Source organism: Novosphingobium sp. APW14 (assembly GCF_032337075.1).
Classification (GTDB): domain Bacteria; phylum Pseudomonadota; class Alphaproteobacteria; order Sphingomonadales; family Sphingomonadaceae; genus Novosphingobium.
Map to the genome: position 1 here is coordinate 127,944 of NZ_JAVYAB010000003.1, position 23,753 is coordinate 151,696.

Genomic DNA, 23,753 nt, shown 5'->3' on the forward strand with positions numbered 1-23,753 from the left:
GCCTAGATTCCGTTGTTGTTCGGCTGCATTGCGGCGCGCCATAGCGACCGAAGGCTGAAAAGGAAAGCCTTGGGCGTCTGTCCCGCGCCATTTGTCGTTTGTCGACTTGCGACATTCTATTACGCGGGAAGGACTTGCCATTAGCGCGCCTACCTCCCATCTGCGGAGCCGGGTCGGGGCTGCCAGATCGTAAATATCGTGCGATCACGGAGATTTAATGCGTAGTTTTGCTCTTGTCCCCTTGCCGATGATCCTATTTTCCGTCCCGGTTTTGGGGGCTGACCAGAAGATCACGGAGGCTGCTGAACCGGCGGCGCAACAGACCATTCCGGACAGCGCCGAGCGGCAAGGCAGTGAAATCCTGGTCGTGGCAGAACGCATTCGTGGCCAGGTTGAAAGCCCGGCTCCGCCGATCGCGGTACTGGATGAAAAGGATATTCAGGCGCTTGGCGCCACGACACTGGCTGATGTGCTGACGCAACTGGCGCCGCAGACCGGTTCTGGCCGTGGCCGTATCAGCGGGCCGCCGGTGGTTTTGATCAACGGTCAGCGGATCGGCAACTTTCGCGAGATGCGCAATTTTCCGCAGGAAGCGATCCGGCGTATCGAGATCCTGCCCGAGGAAGTGGCGCTGCGGTTCGGATTTCCCGCCAACACCCGCGTCGTCAACATGATCCTCAAAAACAACTTCGCGTCGAAAACGATCGAGGTGGAGACTGCGGTCCCCACCCGCGGCGGTTTTCAGACCTATGAGGTTGAGGCCACAGCGCTGCGCATCAATGGCCCGCAACGCTTCAGTGTCACCGCCAAGATCGACGATACCTCCGAACTGACTGAAGCCGAGCGAGATGTGACCCAGGCAGCGGGATCGAGCCCGACGGTATCGACCGATCCCAACCCGGCCCTGTTCCGGTCGCTGGTTGCCGACAGCCGCGAGCTGGGGCTCAACCTTTCGCTGGCGCGGGGCCTTGGCAAGGATGGGCTGGGCGGCAATGTCAGCCTGAATGGCAACCTTACCCGCACCGACAGTCGCCGCAATTCGGGTCTTGATGTCGTCGTGCTGACAGCGCCCGGTGGTGCCACCGCGGTCCGCACGCTTGCCGATCCGCTGGAGCGGACCACGCGGACCACATCGGCGCAGGGCGGAGGCGCAGTCAACACCCGGCTCGGCAACTGGCAGGTCAGCGCGACGCTGGATAGCAATCACACCGAAAGCCGCACGGTGATCGACCGCCGCGCCAATACTGCGGGCCTCGTGGCTTCCGCTGCCGCGGGCACCTTGGCGGTTACCGCTCCGCTGCCGGCCGTCGCCAATGCCGGACAGGACCTGGCCTTGTCGAATTCTGATCGGCTTGATGGCCTGCTGACATTGATCGGGCGGCCGGTGAGGCTGCCGGGCGGCGAAGTGACCGCCACACTGCGGGCCGGCTTCACGTTCCTGTCGTTCGATACCGAGGATAGCCGCAGCGCGGTTGGCAAGGTCAGCTTGCGCCGCAACCGCTTGACTGCCGGCACCAACGTGGGCGTGCCAATCACAAGCCGACGCGAGAATTTTGGCGCGGGGCTGGGTGACCTGTCGCTCAATTTCAGTCTTGGCTGGGACCATCTGTCCGATTTCGGCTCGGTCAACGATTGGAGTGCGGGCCTGACCTGGTCTCCACTGCGGTTCGAGAAGCTGAGCCTGACGGCAAGCTACCTGGTCAACGAGATGGCGCCAGGCCTGTCAGAGCTGGGCAATCCGATAACCACCACCTTCAACGTGCCAATCTTTGACCTGACACGCGGGGAAACCGTGCTGGCAACGGTGATCGGCGGCGGCAACCCGGCACTGCGCAAGGAGCAGCAGCGCGATTTGAAATTCGGGGCAAACTGGCAGCTGCCGTTCCTCCAGAACTCAAGCCTGGTGGTCGAATACTTTCGCAACCGGTCAGACGATGTCACCGCCAGCTTTCCGCTGCTGACGCCCGCGATCGAGGCCGCTTTCGCGGGGCGGGTGTCGCGCGATGCCAGTGGTCGGCTGGTCTCAATTGACCAGCGCCCGGTAACCTTTGCCGAACAGCGTGCCTCGCGGCTGCGCTGGGGCCTGAACCTGTCGGGCCAGATCGGAAAGGCGCCCGCCGGTGGCGGCTTCATGGGCATGATGGGCGGCGGGGCGCCGCAGCGTCCTGCCGGTACGGCCAGTCCACCCGCCAATCCGCGCCCGCAAGGTGGCGGAGCCGGTCGCGGCGGCGGCGGCGGCATGATGGCAATGATGGGCGGCGGTCGCGGGCCCGGTCGCTGGAGCCTGGGTCTGTTCCACACGGCGCAGTTTGACAGTCAGGTGCTGATCGCGCCGGGCGTGCCGCAGCTTGATCTGCTCAATGGGGATTCGCTCTCGTCGACCGGATCGCCGCGCCACACGATCGAATTCAACGGTGGCCTGTTCAAGAATGGCTTTGGCACATTTTTCAACGGCACCTGGACCGGGCCTTCGCGGCTGACCGGGGCGGCCAACCTGCGCTTTGGCAGCGTGACGCGGATGAACATCAACTTTTTTGCGGCGCTTGGGCAGCAACAAGGGCTGGTCAAAAAGGCGCCGTTCTTCAAAGGGTCGCAGGTGGCGCTGCGCTTCGAGAACCTGTTCGATAGCCGGCAGAAGGTGACCGACGGGACCGGCGCTGTACCGATCGGCTATCAGGCGGATCTGATCGATCCGCGTGGCCGCATGGTCGAGATTGAATTCCGCAAGATGTTCTAACAAATGGCCCCGACCGGCCGGAACCGGTCGGGGCAAATCAGCATTAGTGGAACACGGCCATCAGCAGGTGCAGCGAGAGCGCGATCAGCGCGACGCTGGAGAGTGCGAACAGCATGAAGCGGACCAACACCCGGTTCCAGGTGGCCTGGACGATCGAGTGCGCGATCCGCAGGCCGACATAGGCCCAGGCAATCGAGGCATTCATACCGTCACCCTGCCCGATCAGGGCCAGAGCCAGCGCAACCGCATAAAACACGGTCGGCGCTTCGTGCAGGTGGTTATAGTTGTGGGCGATCCACTGAGTGTTCGCCGGCAGCACGTTGTCCAGCGACTGGCCGGTACCGCCGATCAGGTTTTTGGTATCAATCTTGGCCTTGGCCATGGCCGGGATGCGGGTGGCGTACATCCACAGCCACATCACCATCGTCCAGCCGGCCAGCACAGCCACCGGCTTCAGGATTTCCATTCCAATCATTGTCATTCTCCCCCGTTGTTATGCGCCAAGCAGGGTCAGCTTGGCTGCGTGCAGTGCCAGCATCAGCAGGCACAATGTCGATAGCATGAAGAGCGCAAAGCGCACCGGAACCTTGTTCACCGTTGCCTGCCACAGCGAGTGCAGGATCCGCAGCACGGCATAGCCCCAGGCGAACAGCACATCGTGTTCGACCGGTCCCATGATCGCCAGGATCGCGACCGTGGCATAGAACAGCGTCGGCTGTTCCATCAGGTGCGCATAGTTGTGCGATTTCCAGTTGATCTGGTCGGGGATCACCCCCTCAAGGTCCTGACCGCGTCCGCCGGGTTTCGCTGCTCCCAGCCCGCCACGCTTGGCGATGGCCGGAAGCCGGGTTCCGGCCATCCAGAACAGCATCACGATTGACCAGAGCACCAACACGGCGGCTGGCGCCAGAATCTGAGCCTGCATTGTCTCCCCCTTTATTTCCTTAACCCGTGCGCTGCAGGGTGTTCCGCCTGATTCCGATTGTCAAATGCAACTAGTCGGTGCGGGCGAGGACCGCAGCAAAGCTGGCTGGATCGGTGTTGCTGCCGGTCAGCATGATCGCGGTTCGCCCATCAAGCGGCACCTTGCCGGCCAGCGCCGCTGCCAGCGCCGCGGCGCCGCCAGGTTCAAGCACCAGGTGCAGCTTTGAAAAGGCAAAGCGCTGCGCCGCGCGCACTTCGGCCGGGGTGACCGACAGGCCATAGCGGCACCGATCTTTCAGGATCGCGAAGTTGATCGGCCAGGTCGCCGGGGTTTGCAGGGCATCGCAGGCAGTTGGCGGGGCGTCCTTGGCAACGTGCTGGATTTCACCGGTTGCAAGGCTGCGCGCCACGTCATCCCAGCCTTCCGGCTCGACCGGCACGATTTCGGCATCGGGGCAGGCCAGCGCGAGCCCCGCGGTCAGCCCGCCACCTCCGCAGCAAACGACGATCCGGCTCGGACCCCCAAGCCCGCGTGCGCGCATCTGGCTGGCAATTTCGATACCGGCGGAGCCTTGCCCCTCGATCACCCAGGGATCACCATAGGCATGGACCAGGGTGGCTCCGGTTTCGTCGATCAGCCTCTGCGCCACGGCATCGCGGTCTTCGCCGCCGGGGCGATCATAGAGCACCACGTTCGCGCCCATCGCCCGGGTGGCTTCCAGCTTCACCTGCGGGGCGTCGACCGGCATGACAATGGTTGCCCGAATGCCCAGCCGCTGCGCGGCCCAGGCCACGCCCTGCGCATGATTGCCGCTGGAAACGCCAACCACGCCCCGTTTGCGCTCGGCGTCCGAAAGGTCGGAAAGCCGGTGCCAGGCGCCGCGAATCTTGAAGGCGCCGATGGGCTGGAGGCTATCGGCCTTGCACCACACTTTTGCCCCGTTGACCTCGGTCTCAAGGAGTGGTGTCTGCACCAGCAATTCGGCAATCTTGGCGGCGGCGCGAGCCACGCCTTCGCTGGTCGGAGCGCGCATCGGTTGTGTCGTCATGAAACCAGCCTATATGCGCGCCTTCGCCGCGGGCAAAGGAGAGATACAGGTGAGCAAGGTTCTGGTGATCGGTGCAGGGGGCGTCAGCTCGGTCTGCGTCCACAAGATGGCGATGAACGCCGGGATTTTCAGCGAAATCCATCTCGCCAGCCGTACCAAGTCAAAGTGCGATGCGATTGCCGCATCGGTCAAGGAACGCACCGGCGTTACCGTCTCGACCTATGAGATCGATGCCGAGGAAGTGCCCGCGCTGACCCGTCTGATCGAGCAGATCGGCCCCAAGCTGGTGGTCAACCTGGCGCTGCCTTATCAGGACCTGCCGATCATGGACGCCTGTCTGGCGGCTGGCGTCGATTACCTCGACACCGCGAACTATGAGCCGAAGGACGAGGCCAAGTTCGAATATAGCTGGCAGTGGGCCTATCAGGACCGCTTCAAGGAAAAGGGCCTGATGGCGCTGCTGGGGTCAGGCTTTGACCCTGGCGTGACCTCGGTCTTTGCGATGTGGCTCAAGAAGCACAAGCTGAAGACCATCCGCACGCTGGACATCCTTGATTGCAACGGCGGCGATCATGGCCAAGCCTTTGCCACCAATTTCAACCCGGAAATCAACATCCGCGAAGTGACCGCCCCGGCCCGCCACTGGAACCAGGGCGAGTGGGTCGAAACCCCGGCGATGACGATCCGCCAGAACTTCGAGTTCGAGGCCGTCGGCCCGAAGAATATGTACCTGATGTACCACGAAGAGCTGGAAAGCCTGGCGAAGTTCCTGCCCGAGCTGGAGCGCGGCCGCTTCTGGATGACCTTCGGTGATGCCTATATCAACCACCTGACCGTGCTGCAGAACGTTGGCATGACCGGGATCGAACCGATCAACTACCAGGGCAAGGAAATTGTGCCGCTGCAGTTCCTCGCCGCCGTGTTGCCCAAGCCGGAAACGCTGGGGCCAACCACCACGGGCAAGACCAATATCGGCGATATCGCGACCGGTATGGCGCTCGATGGATCGGGTGAGAAGACCTATTACATCTACAACATCTGCGATCACGAAGAGGCGTTCCACGAAACCGGGAACCAGGCGATCAGCTATACCACTGGCGTTCCGGCGATGATCGGCGCGGCGATGATGTTGACCGGCGCATGGCGCGGTGAGGGCGTGTTCAACATGGAGCAGATGGATCCCGATCCCTACATGGACATGCTGAACACCCAGGGTCTGCCGTGGCAGGTCAAGGAATTGGCTGGGCCGCTGGACTTCTAATGGAAACCAGAGCGGGCGATCCGGGCGCCTTCGCCCATTTCGATCTCAGCAGGGTCGATAGCCCCGCCTTCGTGGTCGATGCCGCGAAGCTGCGGGCGAACCTGACCGTGCTGGCGGACGTGCGGGATCGCGCCGGGATCAAGGTGCTGGCGGCGCTCAAGGCCTTCTCGATGTGGAAGGTTGCGCCGATTGTTGGCGAATACCTTGATGGGGTCTGCACCTCGGGCCTGTGGGAAGCGCTGCTGGCGGCGGAGCACTATCAGGGCGAAATCGCGACCTATTGCGCGGCTTACAAGGCCGAAGACCTGCCCGAAATCTGCCGCCTGTCGGACCACGTGATCTTCAATTCGCCCGACCAGATCGCCCGCTTTGCGCCGCTGATTGAACAGGCGCGGCAACGCGGTGATGCCTTTGATATCGGCCTGCGGATCAATCCGCTCCACGCCGAGGGCGAAGTACCCAAGTATGATCCCTGCGCGCCGCATTCGCGGCTGGGTTTTCCGGTCGATCAGCTGACCGACTCGCAGATGGCGGGCGTGACCGGGCTGCATTTCCATACCCTGTGCGAACAGGATTTCGAACCGCTGGAACGGACCTGGCAAGCGCTGCTGCCGCGGATCGCGCGGTTCCTGCCGCAGCTCGAATGGCTCAACTTCGGCGGCGGCCATCACATCACCCGCGCCGATTACCAGCGCGACCAGCTTGTCGACTTTCTCAAGGCCGTGAAGGCCCAGACCGGCTGCGAGATCTATCTTGAGCCGGGCGAGGCCGTGGCGCTCGACGCCGGGATCTTGGTCGGCACAGTGCTGGACCGGCATTGGAACGGCATGCCGATCGGGATCACCGATATCTCGGCCACCTGCCACATGCCCGACGTGATCGAGGCACCCTATCGCCCGGCCATGCTGGGCGAACTGCCGCCGCTTGATACGGAAACCGATGAAGGTGCGGGCGGGGCGGTGCGTCTGGGCGGGCCATCGTGTCTGGCCGGCGACGTGATCGGCGATTACCGCTTCGCCAGCGGCCCGGAAGTGGGCCAGCGTTTTGCCTTCCTTGATCAGGCGCATTATTCGATGGTCAAGACCACGACCTTCAATGGCGTGCCGCTGCCCTCGATCTGGTTGTGGGACAGCGCGACGGACGAGCTCGCGTGCGTCCGGCGTTTTGGCTACGAGGACTTCCGCAACCGGCTTTCCTGAGGCAAGGTTCTTGGCAGAACAAAAGCCGGAGAGCGCAGTGCCTGACAAGATCCTTGATGCCCATTCGTCCGATCCCGTCGCCATGGGCTGGATGGAAGGGCTGCCGCCCGCGCCGGACAAGCGGCTGGCCTGGGCCCGGGCTGATCACATGCGCTTTCCCACGCACCGCTATGCCTATTCGCGGATGCGCGAATTCCTGCCGACGGCGCGGGTCTCGCGCGGATCAGGCCCGGTCTGGCAGCTGCCGGTGGCGCTGCGCGACGATATCGATGCAATCACGTTCAAGGCGATGGACGATGGCCGCGAGCTGACCTGGGCGGAATCGCTGGCGGTCCATTTCACTGATGCCGTGCTGGTGCTGCACCGAGGCACGATCGTGTACGAACGCTACCTGGGGGTAACGCGACAGGACACGCCGCATATCGCCTTCTCGGTGACGAAGAGCTTTGTCGGCACCCTAGCCGAAATGCTGGTGCAGGAAGGGCGGCTTGATCCGAACGCCCCCGTGGCTGAACTGCTGCCCGAGATGGCCGGTAGCGGCTTTGCCGATGCCACCCTCGCGCAGGTGATGGACATGACCACCGCGCTCGATTTTTCGGAGGAGTATACCGATCCCAGCTCTGGCATCGGGGCGATGAGCAATGCCCTGGGGCTGACCCCGAGGGCACCGGGTTATCGCGGCCCGGATGACGTCTACGCGTTTCTCCCGACGATTCGCAAAAGCGGCAATCACGGCGAGCGATTCACCTACCGGACCTGCAATACCGAGGTGCTGGGCTGGATCGTGGCCCGCACCGAAGGCAAGCGAATCGATCAGGTGCTGTCCGAGCGAATCTGGGCTCCGCTGGGGATGGAACAGGATGCCGATTTCCTGATCGATTCGACTGGAATGCCTTTTGCCGGTGGTGGACTTAATCCCGTGCTGCGCGACATGGCCCGATTTGGCGAAACAATGCGCTGCGACGGGCATGGAAATGGCGGCCAGATTATTGCCCGCGAAGCGGTTGCAGCGGTGAAGGCAGGGGGCAGCAAAGCGGCCTTCGCGCCGGCCGGATATCGGTGGTTGCAGGACGGTTCCTACACCCGCCAGTGGTGGATAATGCCCGGAAATCACGGCGCTTTTTCGGCCCGTGGAATTCATGGTCAGGCGATCTATGCCGACCCTGTGGCAGAGGTGGTGATCGCCCGGTTCGGGTCCCATCCGATTGCCGCAAACACGGCCTTTGATCCCACCTCGCTACCGGCTTTCCGGGCGGTGGCGGAGCACCTCTCAAGGGGGTGATTTTCACTTGCGATTAAGGCGCGAATCTTTATAGCCCGCCCCCGCTGCCCCAAGGGGACTTCCAATAACCGCAAGGCAGCCTCGTCTTCGTGTTACCTGGCCGTCAGGCCTATTGGGGGTCCCTTGAGTTGCAGCAGTATCCTGACGCTCTGTCCGTAGTTCGCGCGCTTGCGCCCGAAGAACCGGTCATCCTGAACCGCCCGCACGCCGCCTCGCGCGCCGCCCGCTTCTTTGTCGAGAAGTTCCCGGGCAAGTCGCTCTATGCGGTAAAGGCCAATCCCTCGCCGGACCTGCTCAAGGTTCTGTGGGATTCTGGCGTAACCCATTTCGATGTTGCCTCGATCGCCGAGGTCAGGCTGGTGCGCGCCACGCTGCCTGAAGCCGTGCTGTGTTTCATGCACCCGGTGAAGACTCCCGGCGCGATTGCCGAGGCCTATCGCCAGCACGGCGTGCGCGTGTTCAGCCTCGATTCGCAGGAAGAGCTGGAGAAGATCGTCGAGGCGACCGAGAACGCCACCGATCTCTCGCTGTGCGTTCGCCTGCGCGTCTCGTCCGACTATTCGGAGCTGAGCCTCGCCTCGAAATTCGGGGTCGACCTGGCCGATGCCGCGCCGCTGCTGCAGGCCGCCCGTCAGGTTGCAGATAGCCTGGGCATTTGCTTCCACGTTGGCAGCCAGGCGATGACGCCGTTCGCTTATGTCCAGGCGATGGAGCGGGTCCGTGCGGCGATTGTCGACGCTTCGGTCACGATCGATATCATCGATGTCGGTGGGGGCTTCCCCTCGATCTATCCGGGCATGGAGCCGCCGCCGCTTGAAGACTACTTCGGCGTGATCCACCGCGCGGCGGAATCGCTGCCGGTGTCCTATTCGTCGGAACTGTGGTGCGAGCCGGGCCGGGCGCTTTGCGCGGAATACAATTCGCTGATCGTGCGCGTTGAAAAGCGCCGCGGGAATGAGCTCTACATCAACGATGGGGCCTATGGCGCGCTCTATGACGCTGCCCATGTTGGCTGGCGTTTTCCGGTGCAGTGCCTCAGCGAAGGCCGCGATGAGGCTGGAGACGGCTTCGCCTTCTACGGCCCGACCTGTGACGATGCCGACTATATGGAAGGCCCGTTCCAGCTGCCCGCCGATATCAAGGCCGGGGACTATATCGAAATTGGTATGCTGGGTGCCTATGGCGCGGCCATGAAGACCGCTTTCAACGGTTTTGGCCAGGCCCAGGCGATCGGCGCAACCGATGAGCCGATGGCCAGCCTGTACCGTGGTGACCGCGCTGATCCGCGCCAGAGCGATAACGTCGTCAGCCTGCGCTGAGCCGGGCTGAGGCATGAAACAAGAAGGGCGGCCTCACCGTGGTGGGGCCGCCCTTGCTGTATCGGGATAGATCGCCCTAGGCGGCGAGCTTAAGCTCCAGACGTTCCCAGATCTCAACCAGCGCCTCGGTTAGCGCGGTCATCATCGCTTCGGTGTGGGCCGGACCGGGGGTGAAGCGCAGGCGCTCAGTTCCGCGCGGCACGGTCGGGAAATTGATCGGCTGCACGTAGACGCCGTATTCGGCCAGCAGGATATCGCTGATCTGCTTGGCGCGGACCGGATCGCCCACCATCAACGGCACAATATGCGTGGTGCTGGGCATGACCGGCAGGCCGGCATCGGCGAACGATTGCTTGAGGAACGCTGCGGCAGCCTGCTGGCCGTCGCGCTCAGCACTCGACTGCTTGAGGTGGCGGACCGAAGCCAGCACGCCCGCGACCAGTACCGGCGAGAGCGAGGTGGTGAAGATGAAGCCCGGGGCATAGGACCGGATCACGTCGATGATCTTGGCATCGGCGGCAATATAGCCGCCCATCACGCCGAATGCCTTGCCCAGCGTGCCTTCGATGATGGTGATGCGGTGTGCGGCTTCATCGCGTTCCGAAATGCCGCCGCCCTGTGCGCCATACATGCCGACTGCGTGGACTTCGTCGATGTAGGTCAGGGCATTGTACTTGTCGGCCAGGTCGCAGATCGCGTGGATCGGGGCGACATCGCCGTCCATCGAATAGACGCTTTCGAAGGCGATCAGCTTGGGCAGGGCCGGGTCGGTTTCGGCCAGCAGCTGCTCAAGATGCTCAACATCGTTGTGCCGGAATACCTTCTTTTCTGCGCCCGAATTGCGGATCCCGGCGATCATGGAGGCGTGGTTAAGCTCGTCCGAGAAGATCACGCAGCCCGGCAGGATCTTGGCCAGGGTGGAGAGCGTGGCATCGTTCGAGACATAGCCCGAAGTGAACAACAAAGCGCTGTCCTTGCCGTGCAGATCGGCCAGTTCACGCTCAAGATCGACGTGGTAGTGGGTGTTGCCGCCGATGTTGCGGGTGCCGCCCGAACCCGCGCCGACATCGTGCAGCGCCTGTTCCATCGCCTCGATCACCTTGGGGTGCTGGCCCATCGCAAGGTAATCGTTGGAGCACCAGACAGTGATCGGCTTGGGGCCATTATGCCCGGCAAAGCAACGGGCGTTGGGATAGGCGCCCTTGTTGCGCAGGATATCGATGAAAACGCGATAGCGTCCCTCGGAATGCAGCCGATCGATCGCCTGGTCGAAAATCTGGTTGTAGTTCACTAGCGGGTTCCGCTTGCTGCTTTCCGGCGCCTCTAACCCAACCATCTGCCGGGCGCCAGCAACTTATTGCCGGAAACCCGTGTGCACCAGCGCGCGCGCCTGCGGATTGCTGGCGATCCATTCGTAATCGTGACCCGGGATCACGACCATTTCCGGTGCCTGGCCCTTCAGGATGCGGATCGTCTTCAGCCAAGCATATACTTCCCCGCGATTTTCCGGCGCCAGATAATCACCAACCAGCCGCGATCGTGCACGCAAGTCCTTCCAGCTGGCGGCCAGTGTGGCGATATCTCCGGCAAAAAGAATCTCGCGGCCATCGGCGAGGCGGACAAAGACCATTTGCGAGCCGGGAGTATGGCTGGGTGCGGGAATAACGACGACTCCGGGAGCCACGGCATGCGGCGCGGCGGCGGAGAGCTTCGCGGGTGGACGCTCCCCCCGCCATGGCAGCTGTGCGGCCAAAGGTGACTGCGGTAGCTGCCCGGCATTGAGCATCGCCGCTTTGAGCAAGGGGGCGCCGCCAGCGCGGGCCAGGGCGCCAAGGTGATCAGGATGCTCGTGCGTGGCCAGGATCAGGCCAGCGCCAGCCATCGCTCGATCCACCTTGCGCTGTCGCTCCGGCCAATAGGCGGTCATCCCCATGGTTTCGGCATCGATCGGGTGGAGCCCGGTGTCGATGATCACGGGCCGATATCCCGGTACAGGCAGCTGCCAGGCCATCACCCCGATGAGCGCACGTTTCATGCCATGCCCGGCAGCAAAAAGGTTGCGCGGCAGATGGCGATAACCGACGAGCTCAACCTCTACTGCCGTTGGGGCAGGGCCGGGTAACGATGCGGCGAGGGTCCGCAATTCCGCGATTGTGAGCGGTTTTGGCTCACTTTCGCCGGGACGGTTGTCAAGCAGGAGCCAGTAATAAGGCAACCCGATCAGCAGGGCCAGGATCAGCAGCGTCAGGTTGATCTTGCGGCGCATCACAACACCTCCATACGGGTCAGGCCATAGCGGACAAGGGCCGGCGCCAGCGTGGGCAGGCCGGGTTCAGCGCGGGTGAACAGGGCCAGATCGGGCGCAGGCCGAGCCATGGCCTGCCCATCGGTCAACCGGTCGATCCGCCGGGCAATCCCGGCCGCGCCATGAACGAAGCGGACACCGGGGCCGAAGGCGGCCGCCAGTTCGGCCTCGACCAGGGGAAAGTGGGTGCAGGCCAGGACGACCGTATCGATCCTTTCGCCACCGGCCTGGTCGCGCAGCGCGGCGGCGGCGCGTTGATAAACGCTCTGATCTACAGGTTCGCCGCGCAGCTTGGCCTCGGCCGCGGTCACCAGGTCCGGCGCCGCAGCGCGCAGCAGCAGTATGCCCTGCGCAAACTCTGCCTCCAGGCGATCGACATAGGGCTGACGGATGGTTGCCGCGGTGCCGAGCAGGCCGATCGTGCCGCTGCGGGTCTGCTCTGCCGCTGGCTTGATTGCCGGGACAGTGCCGACGATCGGGATCTCCAGCACGTCGCGGACCATGCCGAGCGCGATGGTCGATGCCGTGTTGCAGGCGATGCAGATCAGCCGGGGGCGATAGCGTTCGGCCATCCGCCCCAGCAGGCCGCAGACGCGCGCCGCGACCTCGGCTTCAGTCTTGGGGCCATAGGGCAGGCCACCATTGTCCGCAGCGTAGATCACCGGCGCAGCGGGCAGCAGATTGCGCACTTCGGCCAGCACCGAGAGGCCTCCGACCCCGGAATCGAACAGCAGCAAAGGTGAAGCAGGATCGATTTCGGACATATTCCCCCGGGCCGGACTTGCCGGTGTGCCGTCCTTGTAGCTACGATCAGGCGATAAAGGGAAGGGATCGTTGGAATGGAAAACCTGCTCGCACTTGTGCTGGGCTATGCGCTGGGATCGATTCCCTTTGGCTTGATCCTGACCAGCCTTTCGGGGGCGGGGGATCTGCGTTCGATCGGTTCGGGCAACATTGGCGCCACCAATGTGCTGCGCACCGGGCGCAAGGGGATTGCTGCGGCAACCCTGCTGCTCGACCTGCTCAAGGCGCTTGCCGCCGTCCTGCTGGCCCGCCACTTCTGGCCCGGGCATGAGGGGCTGGCCGCTCTGGGGGCGATCCTGGGGCACTGCTTCCCGGTCTGGTTGCGCTTCAAGGGCGGGAAGGGCGTCGCCTCGATGATGGGGGCCTCGCTTGGCCTCGCCTGGCCGATTGGTCTGGCCTATGCCGTTACCTGGCTTGGGCTGCTGGCGATCACGCGGATTTCCTCGCTGGCCGGGATGACAGCGGCGCTTGTTGCCCCCGTCATGGCCTGGTGGCTCGGGCATGGTAACTATGCCCTGGTCCTCGCCGGGATCGCAGTGCTGATCCTGATCCTGCACCGCGGCAATATCCAGCGGCTTGCGGCCGGCACCGAACCCCGCGTGGGTAGCAAGGGCTGATGGAGGGGCTCAGCCAGGCGGAGGCATTTGCCCGGATCCGCCTGCTGCGCTCGCCCAATGTCGGCCCGGTTTCCTACCGGCAATTGCTCCACCGCTTTGGTGCTGCAGAGGCGGCGCTGTCAGCGCTGCCGGACCTCATCCAGCGCGGCGGCGGAGGCTATCGGCCGGCCGCAGAAGATCGCATCGCCGCCGAAGTGCAAGCCGTACGGACGGCCGGTGCGCGTTACCTGTTTCATGATTCGCCAGACTATCCGCCCTTGCTGGCCGAACAGGACGGCGCGCCGCCGATCCTGACCTGCCGGGGGGACGCCAACCTGGCGCTGCGGCCCTGCGTGGCGATTGTCGGGGCGCGCAATGCCTCCGCCGCGGCGGTTAAGCTGGCGCGGATGTTTGCGGGCGAATTGGCCGAAGCAGGCTATGTGGTCGTCTCCGGCCTGGCTCGCGGGATCGACGGCGCGGCGCATCAGGCCAGCCTGTCTGGCGGCACGATCGGCGTAATCGCCAGCGGCATCGACGTGGCCTATCCGCCTGAGCATGCCGACTTGCAGGAAGTCGTCGCCAGTCAGGGCCTGCTGCTGGCAGAGCAGCCGCCGGGGACCGAGCCACTGGCGCGGCATTTCCCCTCACGCAACCGGATCATCGCCGGGATCGCGGCCGGGACCTTGATTGTCGAGGCCGCACCCAAGTCTGGTTCGCTGATCACCGCGCGGCTGGCGGGGGAGGCCGGGCGCGAGGTGATGGCCGTGCCGGGCTCGCCGCTCGACAGCCGCTCACAAGGCTGCAACCAGTTGATCCGCGACGGCGCCACGCTGGTGCAGCGGACCGACGATGTGATCGAACTGCTTACCGGTTTTCAGGGCCAACCCCGCTCGATCCTGCGCGAAGTCAGCGCCGAATGGGGCGTGCTGCCCGAACAGACCGAAGATCCCGCTGACATCGCCGGCTTGCTGACAACTGCCCCGGTCGCAGTGGATGAGCTGGTGCGGCAAAGCGGGGCAAGCGCTGGAGCGGTGCAACTGGCGCTGCTGGAGCTGGAGCTTGGCGGAAGACTGGTGCGCCACGCTGGCGGGCGGGTCAGTCGGGCCTAGTCAAGGCTGGTGATCGCCCCCCCCCTTGACGATGGCCCCCGCTGCTCCCCACCCTCGCGCGTACGTATACGCGTAAGGATTGCAACCCACCATTATGCAACTTGTCATCGTTGAATCCCCGGCCAAGGCCAAGACCATCGAAAAGTACCTGGGCAAGGACTTCACTGTCCTGGCATCATATGGTCACATCCGCGATCTGCCGCCCAAGGATGGCTCGGTCCGTCCCGACGAAGATTTCGCGATGGACTGGGAGCTTTACGGCGACAAGACCAGTCGGGTGAAAGCGATCACCGATGCGGCCAAGTCGGCTGACCGCCTGATCCTTGCGACTGACCCTGACCGCGAGGGTGAGGCGATTTCGTGGCACGTCCAGGAACTCCTGGCCAAGCGCAAGGCGCTGCCCAAGGACGTGCAGCGGGTTACCTTCAATGCGATTACCAAGGATGCGGTTACCACGGCGATGGGGCAGCCGCGTGCGCTCGATCAGGACCTGATTGATGCCTACCTGGCCCGCCGCGCACTGGATTACCTGTTTGGCTTCACGCTTTCTCCCGTGCTCTGGCGCAAACTGCCGGGTGCGAAGAGCGCCGGTCGCGTCCAGTCTGTCGCGCTGCGGCTGATCTGCCAGCGGGAGCACGAGATCGAGCTGTTCCGTCCGCAGGAATACTGGTCGGTTGCCGCCAAGCTGGAGCATGATGGAACCGAATTCGCCGCGCGCCTTGTGAAGTTTGAGGGCGAGAAACTGGAAAAGCTGAGCCTGGGCGACCAGGGCAGCGCCGCCCGGGCCAAGGCCGCGGTTGAGGGCGGGGCCTTCCGCGTCGAGGAAGTCGATACCCGCCCGACCCGCCGCAACCCCTGGCCGCCGTTCACCACCTCGACCCTGCAGATGGAGGCTGCGCGCAAGCTGGGCTTCTCGGCCGCGCACACCATGCGCGTGGCGCAAACGCTGTATGAAGCGGGTGCGATCACCTATATGCGGACCGACGGGGTGCAGATGGACCCCAGTGCAATTTCGGCCGCACGCAAGGCGATCAGTGATCGCTATAACAATGGCCACTATCTTCCTGAAAAACCGCGCCATTACGAAACCAAGGCGAAGAACGCGCAGGAAGCCCACGAAGCGATCCGCCCGACCGATTTCGGCCGCGATCACTTTGGCAGCGGCGATGAAGCACGGCTTTACGAGCTGATCTGGAAGCGCGCGATCGCCAGCCAGATGGCCAGCGCCAATATCGAACGCACCACAGTCACCCTGCGCGACGGCACCGGGCAGCATGAGCTGCGCGCCACAGGTCAGGTGGTGAAGTTCCCCGGCTTCCTTGCCGTCTATGACGAAAGCCTGGACCAGAAGCCCGGCGACGATGAAGACGACAGCGGCCTGCTGCCGGTGATGGTCAAGGGCGATAGCCCGGCCAAGCGCGGGGTCGAGGCCAGCCAGCACTTCACCCAGCCGCCTCCGCGCTATTCCGAAGCGACGCTGGTCAAGCGGCTGGAAGAGCTCGGCATCGGCCGGCCGTCGACCTATGCCGCAACGATCCAGGTGCTGAAGGACCGCAACTATGTCCGCACCGAAAAGAACCGCTTCTTTGCCGAGGAATCCGGCCGGCTGCTGACAGCGTTCCTTGAACGTTTCTTCCCGCGCTATGTCGCCTATGACTTTACCGCCGGGATGGAGGAGGAACTCGACGACGTTTCCGGCGGCCGCGCCGAGTGGAAATCGGTGCTTGCCGCGTTCTGGAAAGACTTCAAGCCGAAGTCCGACGAGGTGATGGGCCAGAAGCCGTCGGAAGTGACCGAGGCGCTGGACGAGTACCTTTCCGATTACCTCTTCCCTGCACAGGAAGACGGCGGCGATCCGCGCAAGTGCCCCAACTGCGGCACGGGGCGGCTGGCGCTGCGTGGCGGACGGTTCGGCGCCTTTGTGGCCTGTTCGAACTATCCGGAATGCAAGTTCACCCGCAAGTTCGCCCAGCCTGGCGGCGCCGGTGCCGAAGCCGATGGCGAGTTGGGCAAGCACCCCGAAACGGGCGAGCCGATTACGCGCAAGGTTGGCCGGTTCGGTCCCTATGTCGAGATGGGCAGTGGCAAGGAAGCCAAGCGCAGTTCAATCCCCAAGGACATTGGCGAACTTGATCTGGATTGGGCGGTCAAGCTGCTCAGCCTGCCGCGCACGATCGGCAGCCATCCTGAATCGGGTGAGCCGATTACCGCCAGCCTGGGGCGCTATGGCCCCTATCTGGCGCACCAGGGCAAGTACGCCAAGTTGCGTTCGACCGCAGAGATCTTCGAAACAGGCATGAACAGTGCTGTTGCCAAGTTGGCCGAAGCGGCCAGCGGCGGCGGTCGCGGTGCGCGCACGGCGGCCGAACCGCTCAAGACCTTTGGCCCGCATCCCGAAAGTGGTGGCGAGATGAAGCTGATGGCCGGGCGCTATGGTCCCTACGTCACCGATGGGACGACCAATGCCACCCTGCCGCGTGACAAGCAGCCTGAAGCCCTGACGGCCGAGGAGGCGGCCACGCTGATCACTGAGAAGGCCGCCAAGGGACCGGCCAAGAAGGGCGCCCGCAAGAAAGCCGCGCCCAAGAAGAAGGCCGCACCCAAGAAGGCCTCGGCGAAGAAGAAGGCGGACTGATGTCGGACAAGTTCGCCAAGCACAAGCAGCCGTGGAAGGCGGACGAGGTGGCCAAGCTGCGCACCCTTGCCGCCAAGGGCAAGGGGCTGAAGGAAATCGCCAAGGCGCTTAACCGCAGCGAGGAATCGACCAAGGAGCGCGCCAAGATCGACGGGATCGGGATTGCGAAGCTGCGCTAGGCGCTACTTCACCCACTCCAGCCCCAGTTCCTCATAGATTTCCTTGTCCTCACCCCATTTCTCGTCGACCTTGACGTGAAGGAAGAGGTGGACTTTGGTGCCGAGCAGCTCGGTCAGTTCCTTGCGCGCGGCTTCGCCGATTGACTTCAGCCGGGAGCCGCCCTTGCCCAGGACGATGCCCTTCTGGCTATCGCGCGCGATCACGATCTGCTGGTGGATTTCAACCGATCCGTCCTTGCGCTGGGTATAGCTTTCGGGGCGGACGGTGCTGTCATAGGGCAGCTCGTCATGGAGCTGGCGGTACAGCTGTTCGCGGGTGATTTCGGCGGCGAGCAGGCGTTCGCTGGCATCGGAAACCTGATCTTCGGGATAGTGCCAGGGGCCTTCGGGCATCAGTTCGGCCAGCCGGGCCTTGAGTTCGGGCACGCCATCCCCGGTCAGCGCGGAAATGAAGAACACCTCGGAAAACTGACCCTCGCCTGCGAGCGACTGGGCCGTGACGAGCAGCGGCTCCTTGGCCACTTCGTCAACCTTGTTGAGCACCAGGATCTTGCGCTCCGAGCGGCCTTCGAGGCTGGTCAGGATCGGCTCGAGATAATCGAGCTTCTTCTTGCGGCCATCGACGATCAGCAGGATCGCATCGGCCTCTGCGGCGCCTTCCCAGGCGGCGTTGACCATGGCCCGGTCGAGCCGGCGGCGCGGTTCAAACAGGCCCGGGGTATCGGCCAGGATAATCTGGGCGGTGTCTTCCAGCGCGATGCCCATCAACCGGGCACGGGTGGTTTGCGCCTTGGCCGAGACGATCGCCACCTTCTGGCCGACCAGTGCATTAACCAGGGTGGACTTGCCCGCATTCGGGGCGCCAAGCACGGCCACCAGGCCGCAGCGTTCGAGCGTTGAGTTTTCAGTCATTGCGCGCGCCATACCGGACTGGGGCCGGAATGTCGAAGGGTGCCTCGGTTCTAGCCGAAACGCCGCATGAATTCTTCGGCGGCCTTGGTTTCGGCTTCCTGCTTGCTGCCGGCAATAGCCTCTGCCTCGCCCACGCCCGGGACGCTGACGGCGACGGTGAAGCGCGCGGCATGATCGGGGCCAGAGCGCTCCACCAGGCGGTATTCCGGCATGCGGCGGCGGTTGCCGGCGCACCATTCCTGCAAGGCCGACTTGGGGTGTTTGCGCTGGCCGGTCTGGCCGCTGACCGCATCGGCCCACAGCCGGCGGACCATTGCACGGGTTTCTTCAAAGCCGTGGGTAACGAAGCTGGCGCCGATCAGGGCTTCCATGACGTCCCCGAGGATATTGTCGCTATCGGCCCCGCCATCGTCGCGGGCCTGCTTGCCCAGGCGGATATGGCTGCCAAGACCGATGCTCCGGGCAATGCGCGCACAGGTGGCCCGGGAAACCAAGGCGTTGAGCCGCTGCGATAGGCGGCCTTCGTCGCCCGTTTCCGCGGCATGGAGCCATTCGGCAATAGCCAGCCCGAGTACCCGGTCCCCCAGGAACTCCAGCCGCTGGTAATCGCGAGCTGCTCCGGTCGAGCCGTGGGTCAGGGCTTCCAGCCACAAAGCCTCATCCACTGGCGGACGGCCAGCGATCTCGGTCAGGAATGCATGGGTTTCTTTGGCAAACATGGTGGGGTCAAAAGGTTCCGCCGATACGATCCCAACGCGCTGCGGAGAACCAGGTCCATGGTTTGACCCACTCGGCGCTGCCATCGGTTGACCACATCACGATTGACGCGCGGCCAACCAGGTTATCCATCGGCACCAAGCCAATGCCACGCCCGGGTTCAGCCGGGAAGCGGCTGTCTTCGGAATTGTCACGGTTGTCGCCCATCAAGAACAAGTGGCCTTCAGGCACCACGACCGGTGCCGTGCTGTCCATCTCGCGCGGGCCAAGATCGAGCACTTCGTAATTGCGGCCATTCGGCAGCGTCTCGCGATAGCGCGGATAGCGGCAGATATCGGTGCCATCGCCGCGCCGGGCGACGAACTGGAGCGAATAGCACTGCGTGTTCAGGGTGATTTCAATCTCGAAATCGCCGATGCGCTGCTTCGGCACGGGCGCGCCATTGAGGTACAGTTGGCCATTGACCATCTGCACCGTATCGCCCGGTAGGCCGATGACGCGCTTGATATAGTCCAGTTCCTTCAGCGGGGGCTGCTTAAAGATTACAACGTCGCCGCGCTGCGGAGTGCCTGCCAGCACGCGCGCTTCCGGCAGGATCGGCAGGTTAAACGGCAGCGAATAGCGCGAAAAGCCATAGGGCCACTTGGCGGCAAGCAAGTAATCGCCATTCACCAGACGCGGCAGCATCGATTCGCTGGGAATGTTGAAGGGCGAAAATATCAGGCTGCGGAAGATCGCGACCATCACCACCAGCTTGAGCAGGAAGATCAGGAAGCTGTCTTCCTTGCGCGCAGGTGCGCTTTCTGTCGCCTGGTCAGTCGCTTGCGGCGGTACCGCAGCATCGGGGGTGGTGGCCGGTTCGGTCATCTGCCTGTCCATCGGCGGGCCGGCGGCGCGCGTCAAGGGTTAGGTTGATCGGATGCACTGGACGCCACATCGGCAATTCACTGGCCCGAATACGTTTTTATCGGTCTTTCCCTTGCGTGCCCGGGCGGGCATTAGGGCGCCAACCTGAAGGAGCACGACGATGAGTGATGCAGTGGCTGCAGCCTGGCAGAACCTGCGGGATCTGGGCCGCCCGACCCTGGCCGAACTGTTCGCCGATCCGGCGCGGCTGGATCTGCTTTCGTCCCGGCTTGAGCTGCCCGGTGGGGCGATCCGGTTTGACTGGTCCAAGACCCATCTCGACGCCGCGCATCTGGCGGGCTTCACCGCCCTGGCCGAGGCCGTGCAGTTCAAGCAGACGCGCGGCGCAATGTTTGCGGGCGAAAAGATCAACGTCACCGAATGCCGCGCGGTTGAACACACCGCGCTGCGCGGCGTTGGCCGCGACAGCAGCGTTGAGGAAGCCGCGGCACTTCATGCTCGGATGGCCGGGCTGGTCGCCGCGATCCATGGCGGCGCGCTGGGTGACGTGCGGCACCTGATCCACATCGGCATCGGCGGCTCGGCGCTGGGGCCGGCCCTGGCGATTGATGCGCTGACCCGCGACGGGGCGGTGGTTGATGTCCATGTGGTTGCCAATATCGATGGGTGTGCGCTGGAAGCCGCCTTTGCCAAGTGCGATCCTGCCACCACGCTGATCGCCGTTGCGTCCAAGACTTTCACCACCACCGAAACCATGACCAATGCCGCCTCGGCGCTGGCATGGCTGAGCGAGAACGGGGTGGAAGACCCCTATGGCCGCGTGATCGCGCTGACGGCCTATCCCGAAAAAGCGGTGGAATGGGGGGTCGACGAGACCCGCGTCCTGCCCTTTGGGGAAAGCGTGGGCGGGCGCTATTCGCTGTGGTCCTCGATCGGGTTCCCGATTGCCCTGGCGCTGGGCTGGGATGAATTTGCCGAGTTCCTCGATGGCGCGGCGGCGATGGACCGGCACTTCCTGGAGGCTGACGGGGCAGACAACCTGCCGCTGCGTGCCGCCTTTGCCGACCTGACCTATGCCCGCCTGCGCGGCTGCCAGACCCGCGCGGTGTTCGCCTATGACGAGCGGCTGCGGCTGTTCCCGTCCTACCTCCAGCAGTTGGAGATGGAGTCCAACGGCAAGGCCGTGAAGGCCGATGGCCGCCAGGTTGATGGCCCAACCGCGCCGATCACCTGGGGCGGGGTTGGGACCGACGCGCAGCACGCGGTGTTCCAGCTGCTGCACCAGGGCACCCACGTGGTGCCGGTGGACTTCATCGCCTGCATCGCCGCGGGCGATGAGCTTGCGCCTGATCATCACCGCAACCTGCTGGCCAATTGCTTTGCCCAAGGGGCGGCGCTGATGGCGGGCAAGCCTGCTGATGATCCGGCGCGGGCCTATCCGGGCGACCGTCCTTCGGCGACGATCCTGTGCGATGACCTCAACGCTGCGACGCTGGGTGCGCTGATTGCTTTTCATGAGCATCGCACCTTTGCCGGTGCCGTGCTGATGGAGATCAACGCGTTCGACCAGTTCGGGGTTGAGCTGGGCAAGGAAATCGCCAAGTCGATCGGCACGGCGGGCGCGCAGTTTGATGCCAGCACCAGCGCGCTACTGGCCGAGGCGGGACTGGCCTAAGCCAGCATTAGGCCCCATATGACTGCCAACAAGGAGTTTTCCCATGGCAGGATTCGACTACGACCTCTTCGTGATTGGCGCAGGATCGGGCGGCGTGCGCGCCAGCCGGATTGCCGCTTCGCACGGGGCGAAGGTGGCCGTGGCCGAGGAATTCCGCGTTGGCGGCACCTGCGTGATCCGTGGCTGTGTGCCCAAGAAGCTGCTGGTCTATGCCAGCCACTTCGCCCACTCGCTCCACGATGCGCCAACCTATGGCTGGACGATCGAGGGCCAGAGTTTTGACTGGGCGAAGCTGCGCGATTTCGTGGCCAGCGATGTCGACCGGCTGGAACGGGCCTATACCTCGACGCTGGACAGCAACAAGGTTGAGCATTTCCACGAACGCGCCACCGTGGCCGGACCGAATACCGTGCGGCTGGCCAGTGGCCGGGAAATCAGTGCCAAGGTCATCCTGATCGCGGTGGGCGCATGGCCGGTGCTGCCGGACTTTGCCGGAGTGGAGCACTGCATCACCTCGAACGAGGTGTTCAACCTGCCTGAACTGCCCAAGCGGGTGGTGATCCAGGGCGCGGGCTATATCGCGCTGGAATTCGCCGGCGTGTTCAACGCGCTGGGCAGCCAGGTGACCGTGGTCAACCGCAGCGACAAGATCCTGCGCGGTTATGACCATGATCTGACCGACCGCTTGCTGCCGATCCTGCAAGCGCGCGGGATCGAATTCGGCTTCAACCGGCCGATCCGCGCGGTCGAGAAGCAGGCCGACGGCTCGCTACTGGTTCATGGCGGCGAGGGGGAGCCGATCGTGGCGGATGTGGTATTGGTCGCCACCGGCCGCCGCCCAAAGACTGACGGTCTGGGGCTGGAAAATGTCGGGATTGCGCTGGGCCGCAACGGCGAAGTGCCGGTTGATGCGTACAACCAGAGCGCTTGCCCCAGCATCTACGCCGTCGGCGATGTGACCGACCGGGTGCAACTGACCCCGGTGGCGATCCGTGAAGGCCATGCCTTTGCCGATACCGTGTTCGGCGCCATGCCGCGCACCACCGCTTATGACCATATCCCCAGCGCGGTCTTTACCCAGCCGCCGATCGCCGCGGTCGGCCTGACCGAGGCCGAGGCCCGCGCCAACTATCGCGAGATCAAGGTGTTCAAGTCGGACTTCCGGCCGATGCAGAACATGTTCTCTGACGTGGCGGAGCGGGGTTATTACAAGCTGGTGGTCGATGGCGCGACCGACCGTGTGCTGGGGGTCCACATGCTGAGCCCCGACGCCCCGGAAATCCTCCAGGCGGCCGCCATCGCCGTAAAGGCCGGGCTGACCAAGGCGCAGTTTGATGCCACTGTCGCGCTCCATCCCAGCATGGCTGAAGAACTGGTGCTGATGCGCTAGGTTTCGGTTGCAACCTGCAACCTAAATGCTAGTCTCCCTGCAAAGAACAACGGGGAGACTTTCGATGCAGCTTTCGGGCAAGACCGTGCTGGTAACCGGCGGAACCGACGGGATCGGTGCGCAACTGATACGCCAGTTGCGCGACAAGGGTGCGACCGTGATTACCCAGGGCCGCAATGCAGAGCGCTGCGCGGCAACCAAAGCCGATGGGTTCGAGGTGATCCAGGCTGACCTTTCGAGCCAGAAGGGCGTCGATACGCTTCTGGCGGGCGTGCAGGGCCGCCAGATCGATATTCTGGTCAACAATGCCGGAGCTGGGGTCGATCATGATTTCCGTGAAGCCGCGCCTGATCTGGCTGCTTCAGATGCGACGATCTTCCTGAACCTCAATGCCCCGATCCGCCTAATCGCCGCGCTGATGCCGGTGCTGAAGGCGCGGCCGGAGGCGATGATCGTCAACGTCACTTCCGGTCTGGCGATTGCACCGCGCGCGGGCGGGCCGGTCTATTGCGCGACGAAGGCAGCGCTGCGGTCCTATTCGCAGGCGCTGCGGCATCAGTTGCAGGGCACGACTGTGCATGTGCTCGAGGCGTTGCCCCCGGTGGTTGAAACCAAGCTGACCGCTGGGCGCGGATCGAAAAAGATGGCGCCCGATGCTTGTGCCCGCCAGATTGTTGCGGGAATGGAAAGCAACGCCGAAGAGGCCAACGTCGGGGCAGTCAAGGTGCTGCAACTGGTGCACTCGATCTCGCCCAAGCTGGCGCGCAAGATCATGATCCGGTTCTGAAGGGAG

At 63.9% G+C, this 23,753-nt stretch carries 21 protein-coding genes; 12 read left to right on the forward strand and 9 right to left on the reverse strand.

The features are described 5' to 3' along the window. Positions 1 to 247 precede the first annotated feature (247 nt). Positions 248 to 2,737, forward strand: a complete 2,490-nt coding sequence (locus tag RQP55_RS05150) for a TonB-dependent receptor (protein ID WP_315609118.1) — start codon at positions 248 to 250, stop codon at positions 2,735 to 2,737. A 43-nt stretch (positions 2,738 to 2,780) separates the two neighbouring features. On the opposite strand, the gene RQP55_RS05155 is transcribed toward RQP55_RS05150, so the two are convergent. The 3 genes from RQP55_RS05155 to RQP55_RS05165 form a co-directional block, all read right to left on the reverse strand. Then, the gene (locus RQP55_RS05155) at positions 2,781 to 3,212 is read right to left on the reverse strand and encodes an MAPEG family protein (RefSeq protein WP_315609295.1); all 432 of its coding nucleotides are present in this window, start codon (positions 3,210 to 3,212) and stop codon (positions 2,781 to 2,783) included. An 18-nt stretch (positions 3,213 to 3,230) separates the two neighbouring features. Further along, positions 3,231 to 3,662 (reverse strand): MAPEG family protein, encoded by a 432-nt coding sequence (locus tag RQP55_RS05160; RefSeq protein ID WP_315609119.1) that lies wholly within the window; start codon positions 3,660 to 3,662, stop codon positions 3,231 to 3,233. A 70-nt stretch (positions 3,663 to 3,732) separates the two neighbouring features. After that, the gene (locus tag RQP55_RS05165; RefSeq protein ID WP_315609120.1) at positions 3,733 to 4,710 is read right to left on the reverse strand and encodes a threonine/serine dehydratase; all 978 of its coding nucleotides are present in this window, start codon (positions 4,708 to 4,710) and stop codon (positions 3,733 to 3,735) included. Positions 4,711 to 4,759: 49 nt separating this feature from the next. Between RQP55_RS05165 and RQP55_RS05170 the strand changes: the two genes are divergently transcribed. The 4 genes from RQP55_RS05170 (at position 4,760) to RQP55_RS05185 (ending at position 9,771) form a co-directional block, all read left to right on the forward strand. Beyond that, the gene (locus RQP55_RS05170) at positions 4,760 to 5,971 is read left to right on the forward strand and encodes a saccharopine dehydrogenase family protein (protein WP_315609121.1); all 1,212 of its coding nucleotides are present in this window, start codon (positions 4,760 to 4,762) and stop codon (positions 5,969 to 5,971) included. Further along, the gene (locus RQP55_RS05175) at positions 5,971 to 7,170 is read left to right on the forward strand and encodes a carboxynorspermidine decarboxylase (protein WP_315609122.1); all 1,200 of its coding nucleotides are present in this window, start codon (positions 5,971 to 5,973) and stop codon (positions 7,168 to 7,170) included. Before RQP55_RS05170 ends, RQP55_RS05175 begins: the two co-directional genes overlap by 1 nt. 37 nt (positions 7,171 to 7,207) lie before the next feature. Further along, positions 7,208 to 8,452: a serine hydrolase gene (locus RQP55_RS05180; protein ID WP_315609123.1), complete on the forward strand. Its 1,245-nt coding sequence runs from the start codon at positions 7,208 to 7,210 to the stop codon at positions 8,450 to 8,452. A 128-nt stretch (positions 8,453 to 8,580) separates the two neighbouring features. Next, complete coding sequence (locus RQP55_RS05185) at positions 8,581 to 9,771, forward strand: type III PLP-dependent enzyme (RefSeq protein ID WP_315609124.1); 1,191 nt, start codon at positions 8,581 to 8,583, stop codon at positions 9,769 to 9,771. Between the two features lie 76 nt (positions 9,772 to 9,847). Here RQP55_RS05185 and hemA read toward each other — a convergent pair whose 3' ends face one another. The 3 genes from hemA to murI all read right to left on the reverse strand — a co-directional run bounded on the left by hemA (position 9,848) and on the right by murI (position 12,840). After that, positions 9,848 to 11,062: a 5-aminolevulinate synthase gene (hemA, locus tag RQP55_RS05190; protein ID WP_315609125.1), complete on the reverse strand. Its 1,215-nt coding sequence runs from the start codon at positions 11,060 to 11,062 to the stop codon at positions 9,848 to 9,850. Between the two features lie 63 nt (positions 11,063 to 11,125). Then, the gene (locus RQP55_RS05195; RefSeq protein WP_315609126.1) at positions 11,126 to 12,037 is read right to left on the reverse strand and encodes an MBL fold metallo-hydrolase; all 912 of its coding nucleotides are present in this window, start codon (positions 12,035 to 12,037) and stop codon (positions 11,126 to 11,128) included. Further along, entirely contained in the window at positions 12,037 to 12,840 is an 804-nt protein-coding gene (gene murI / locus RQP55_RS05200; protein ID WP_315609127.1) for a glutamate racemase, read from the reverse strand. The genes RQP55_RS05195 and murI overlap by 1 nt, the downstream gene beginning before the upstream one ends. Before the next feature lie 75 nt (positions 12,841 to 12,915). Between murI and plsY the strand changes: the two genes are divergently transcribed. From plsY to RQP55_RS05220, 4 genes are all read left to right on the forward strand, one after another. After that, positions 12,916 to 13,497 (forward strand): glycerol-3-phosphate 1-O-acyltransferase PlsY, encoded by a 582-nt coding sequence (gene plsY, locus RQP55_RS05205; RefSeq protein ID WP_315609128.1) that lies wholly within the window; start codon positions 12,916 to 12,918, stop codon positions 13,495 to 13,497. Continuing rightward, positions 13,497 to 14,585 carry a DNA-processing protein DprA gene (dprA, locus tag RQP55_RS05210; RefSeq protein WP_315609129.1) on the forward strand — a complete coding sequence of 363 codons (1,089 nt, stop codon included), beginning with the start codon at positions 13,497 to 13,499 and terminating at the stop codon, positions 14,583 to 14,585. Before plsY ends, dprA begins: the two co-directional genes overlap by 1 nt. Before the next feature lie 94 nt (positions 14,586 to 14,679). Then, positions 14,680 to 17,220: a type I DNA topoisomerase gene (topA, locus tag RQP55_RS05215; RefSeq protein WP_315609130.1), complete on the forward strand. Its 2,541-nt coding sequence runs from the start codon at positions 14,680 to 14,682 to the stop codon at positions 17,218 to 17,220. Continuing rightward, positions 17,220 to 17,399, forward strand: coding sequence for a hypothetical protein (locus RQP55_RS05220; RefSeq protein WP_315609131.1), 180 nt, complete (start codon positions 17,220 to 17,222; stop codon positions 17,397 to 17,399). The genes topA and RQP55_RS05220 overlap by 1 nt, the downstream gene beginning before the upstream one ends. A gap of 3 nt (positions 17,400 to 17,402) precedes the next feature. Here the strand turns inward: RQP55_RS05220 and era are convergent, their stop codons facing one another. From era to lepB, 3 genes are read right to left on the reverse strand one after another with little or no spacing between them, the layout of a single operon-like run. Beyond that, positions 17,403 to 18,311, reverse strand: coding sequence for a GTPase Era (gene era, locus RQP55_RS05225; protein WP_315609132.1), 909 nt, complete (start codon positions 18,309 to 18,311; stop codon positions 17,403 to 17,405). Between the two features lie 50 nt (positions 18,312 to 18,361). Beyond that, positions 18,362 to 19,030: a ribonuclease III gene (rnc, locus tag RQP55_RS05230; protein WP_315609133.1), complete on the reverse strand. Its 669-nt coding sequence runs from the start codon at positions 19,028 to 19,030 to the stop codon at positions 18,362 to 18,364. Between the two features lie 7 nt (positions 19,031 to 19,037). Beyond that, complete coding sequence (gene lepB, locus RQP55_RS05235; protein WP_410000268.1) at positions 19,038 to 19,895, reverse strand: signal peptidase I; 858 nt, start codon at positions 19,893 to 19,895, stop codon at positions 19,038 to 19,040. 160 nt (positions 19,896 to 20,055) lie between these two features. Here lepB and pgi point away from each other — a divergent pair, with 160 nt between their 5' ends. From pgi to RQP55_RS05250, 3 genes are all read left to right on the forward strand, one after another. Continuing rightward, on the forward strand, positions 20,056 to 21,570 hold the full coding sequence (gene pgi, locus RQP55_RS05240) for a glucose-6-phosphate isomerase (RefSeq protein ID WP_315609134.1): 1,515 nt from the start codon (positions 20,056 to 20,058) through the stop codon (positions 21,568 to 21,570). 43 nt (positions 21,571 to 21,613) lie between these two features. Next, entirely contained in the window at positions 21,614 to 22,960 is a 1,347-nt protein-coding gene (gorA, locus tag RQP55_RS05245) for a glutathione-disulfide reductase (RefSeq protein ID WP_315609135.1), read from the forward strand. 64 nt (positions 22,961 to 23,024) lie between these two features. Next, the gene (locus tag RQP55_RS05250) at positions 23,025 to 23,747 is read left to right on the forward strand and encodes an SDR family oxidoreductase (RefSeq protein WP_315609136.1); all 723 of its coding nucleotides are present in this window, start codon (positions 23,025 to 23,027) and stop codon (positions 23,745 to 23,747) included. The last annotated feature ends 6 nt before the right edge of the window (positions 23,748 to 23,753 follow it).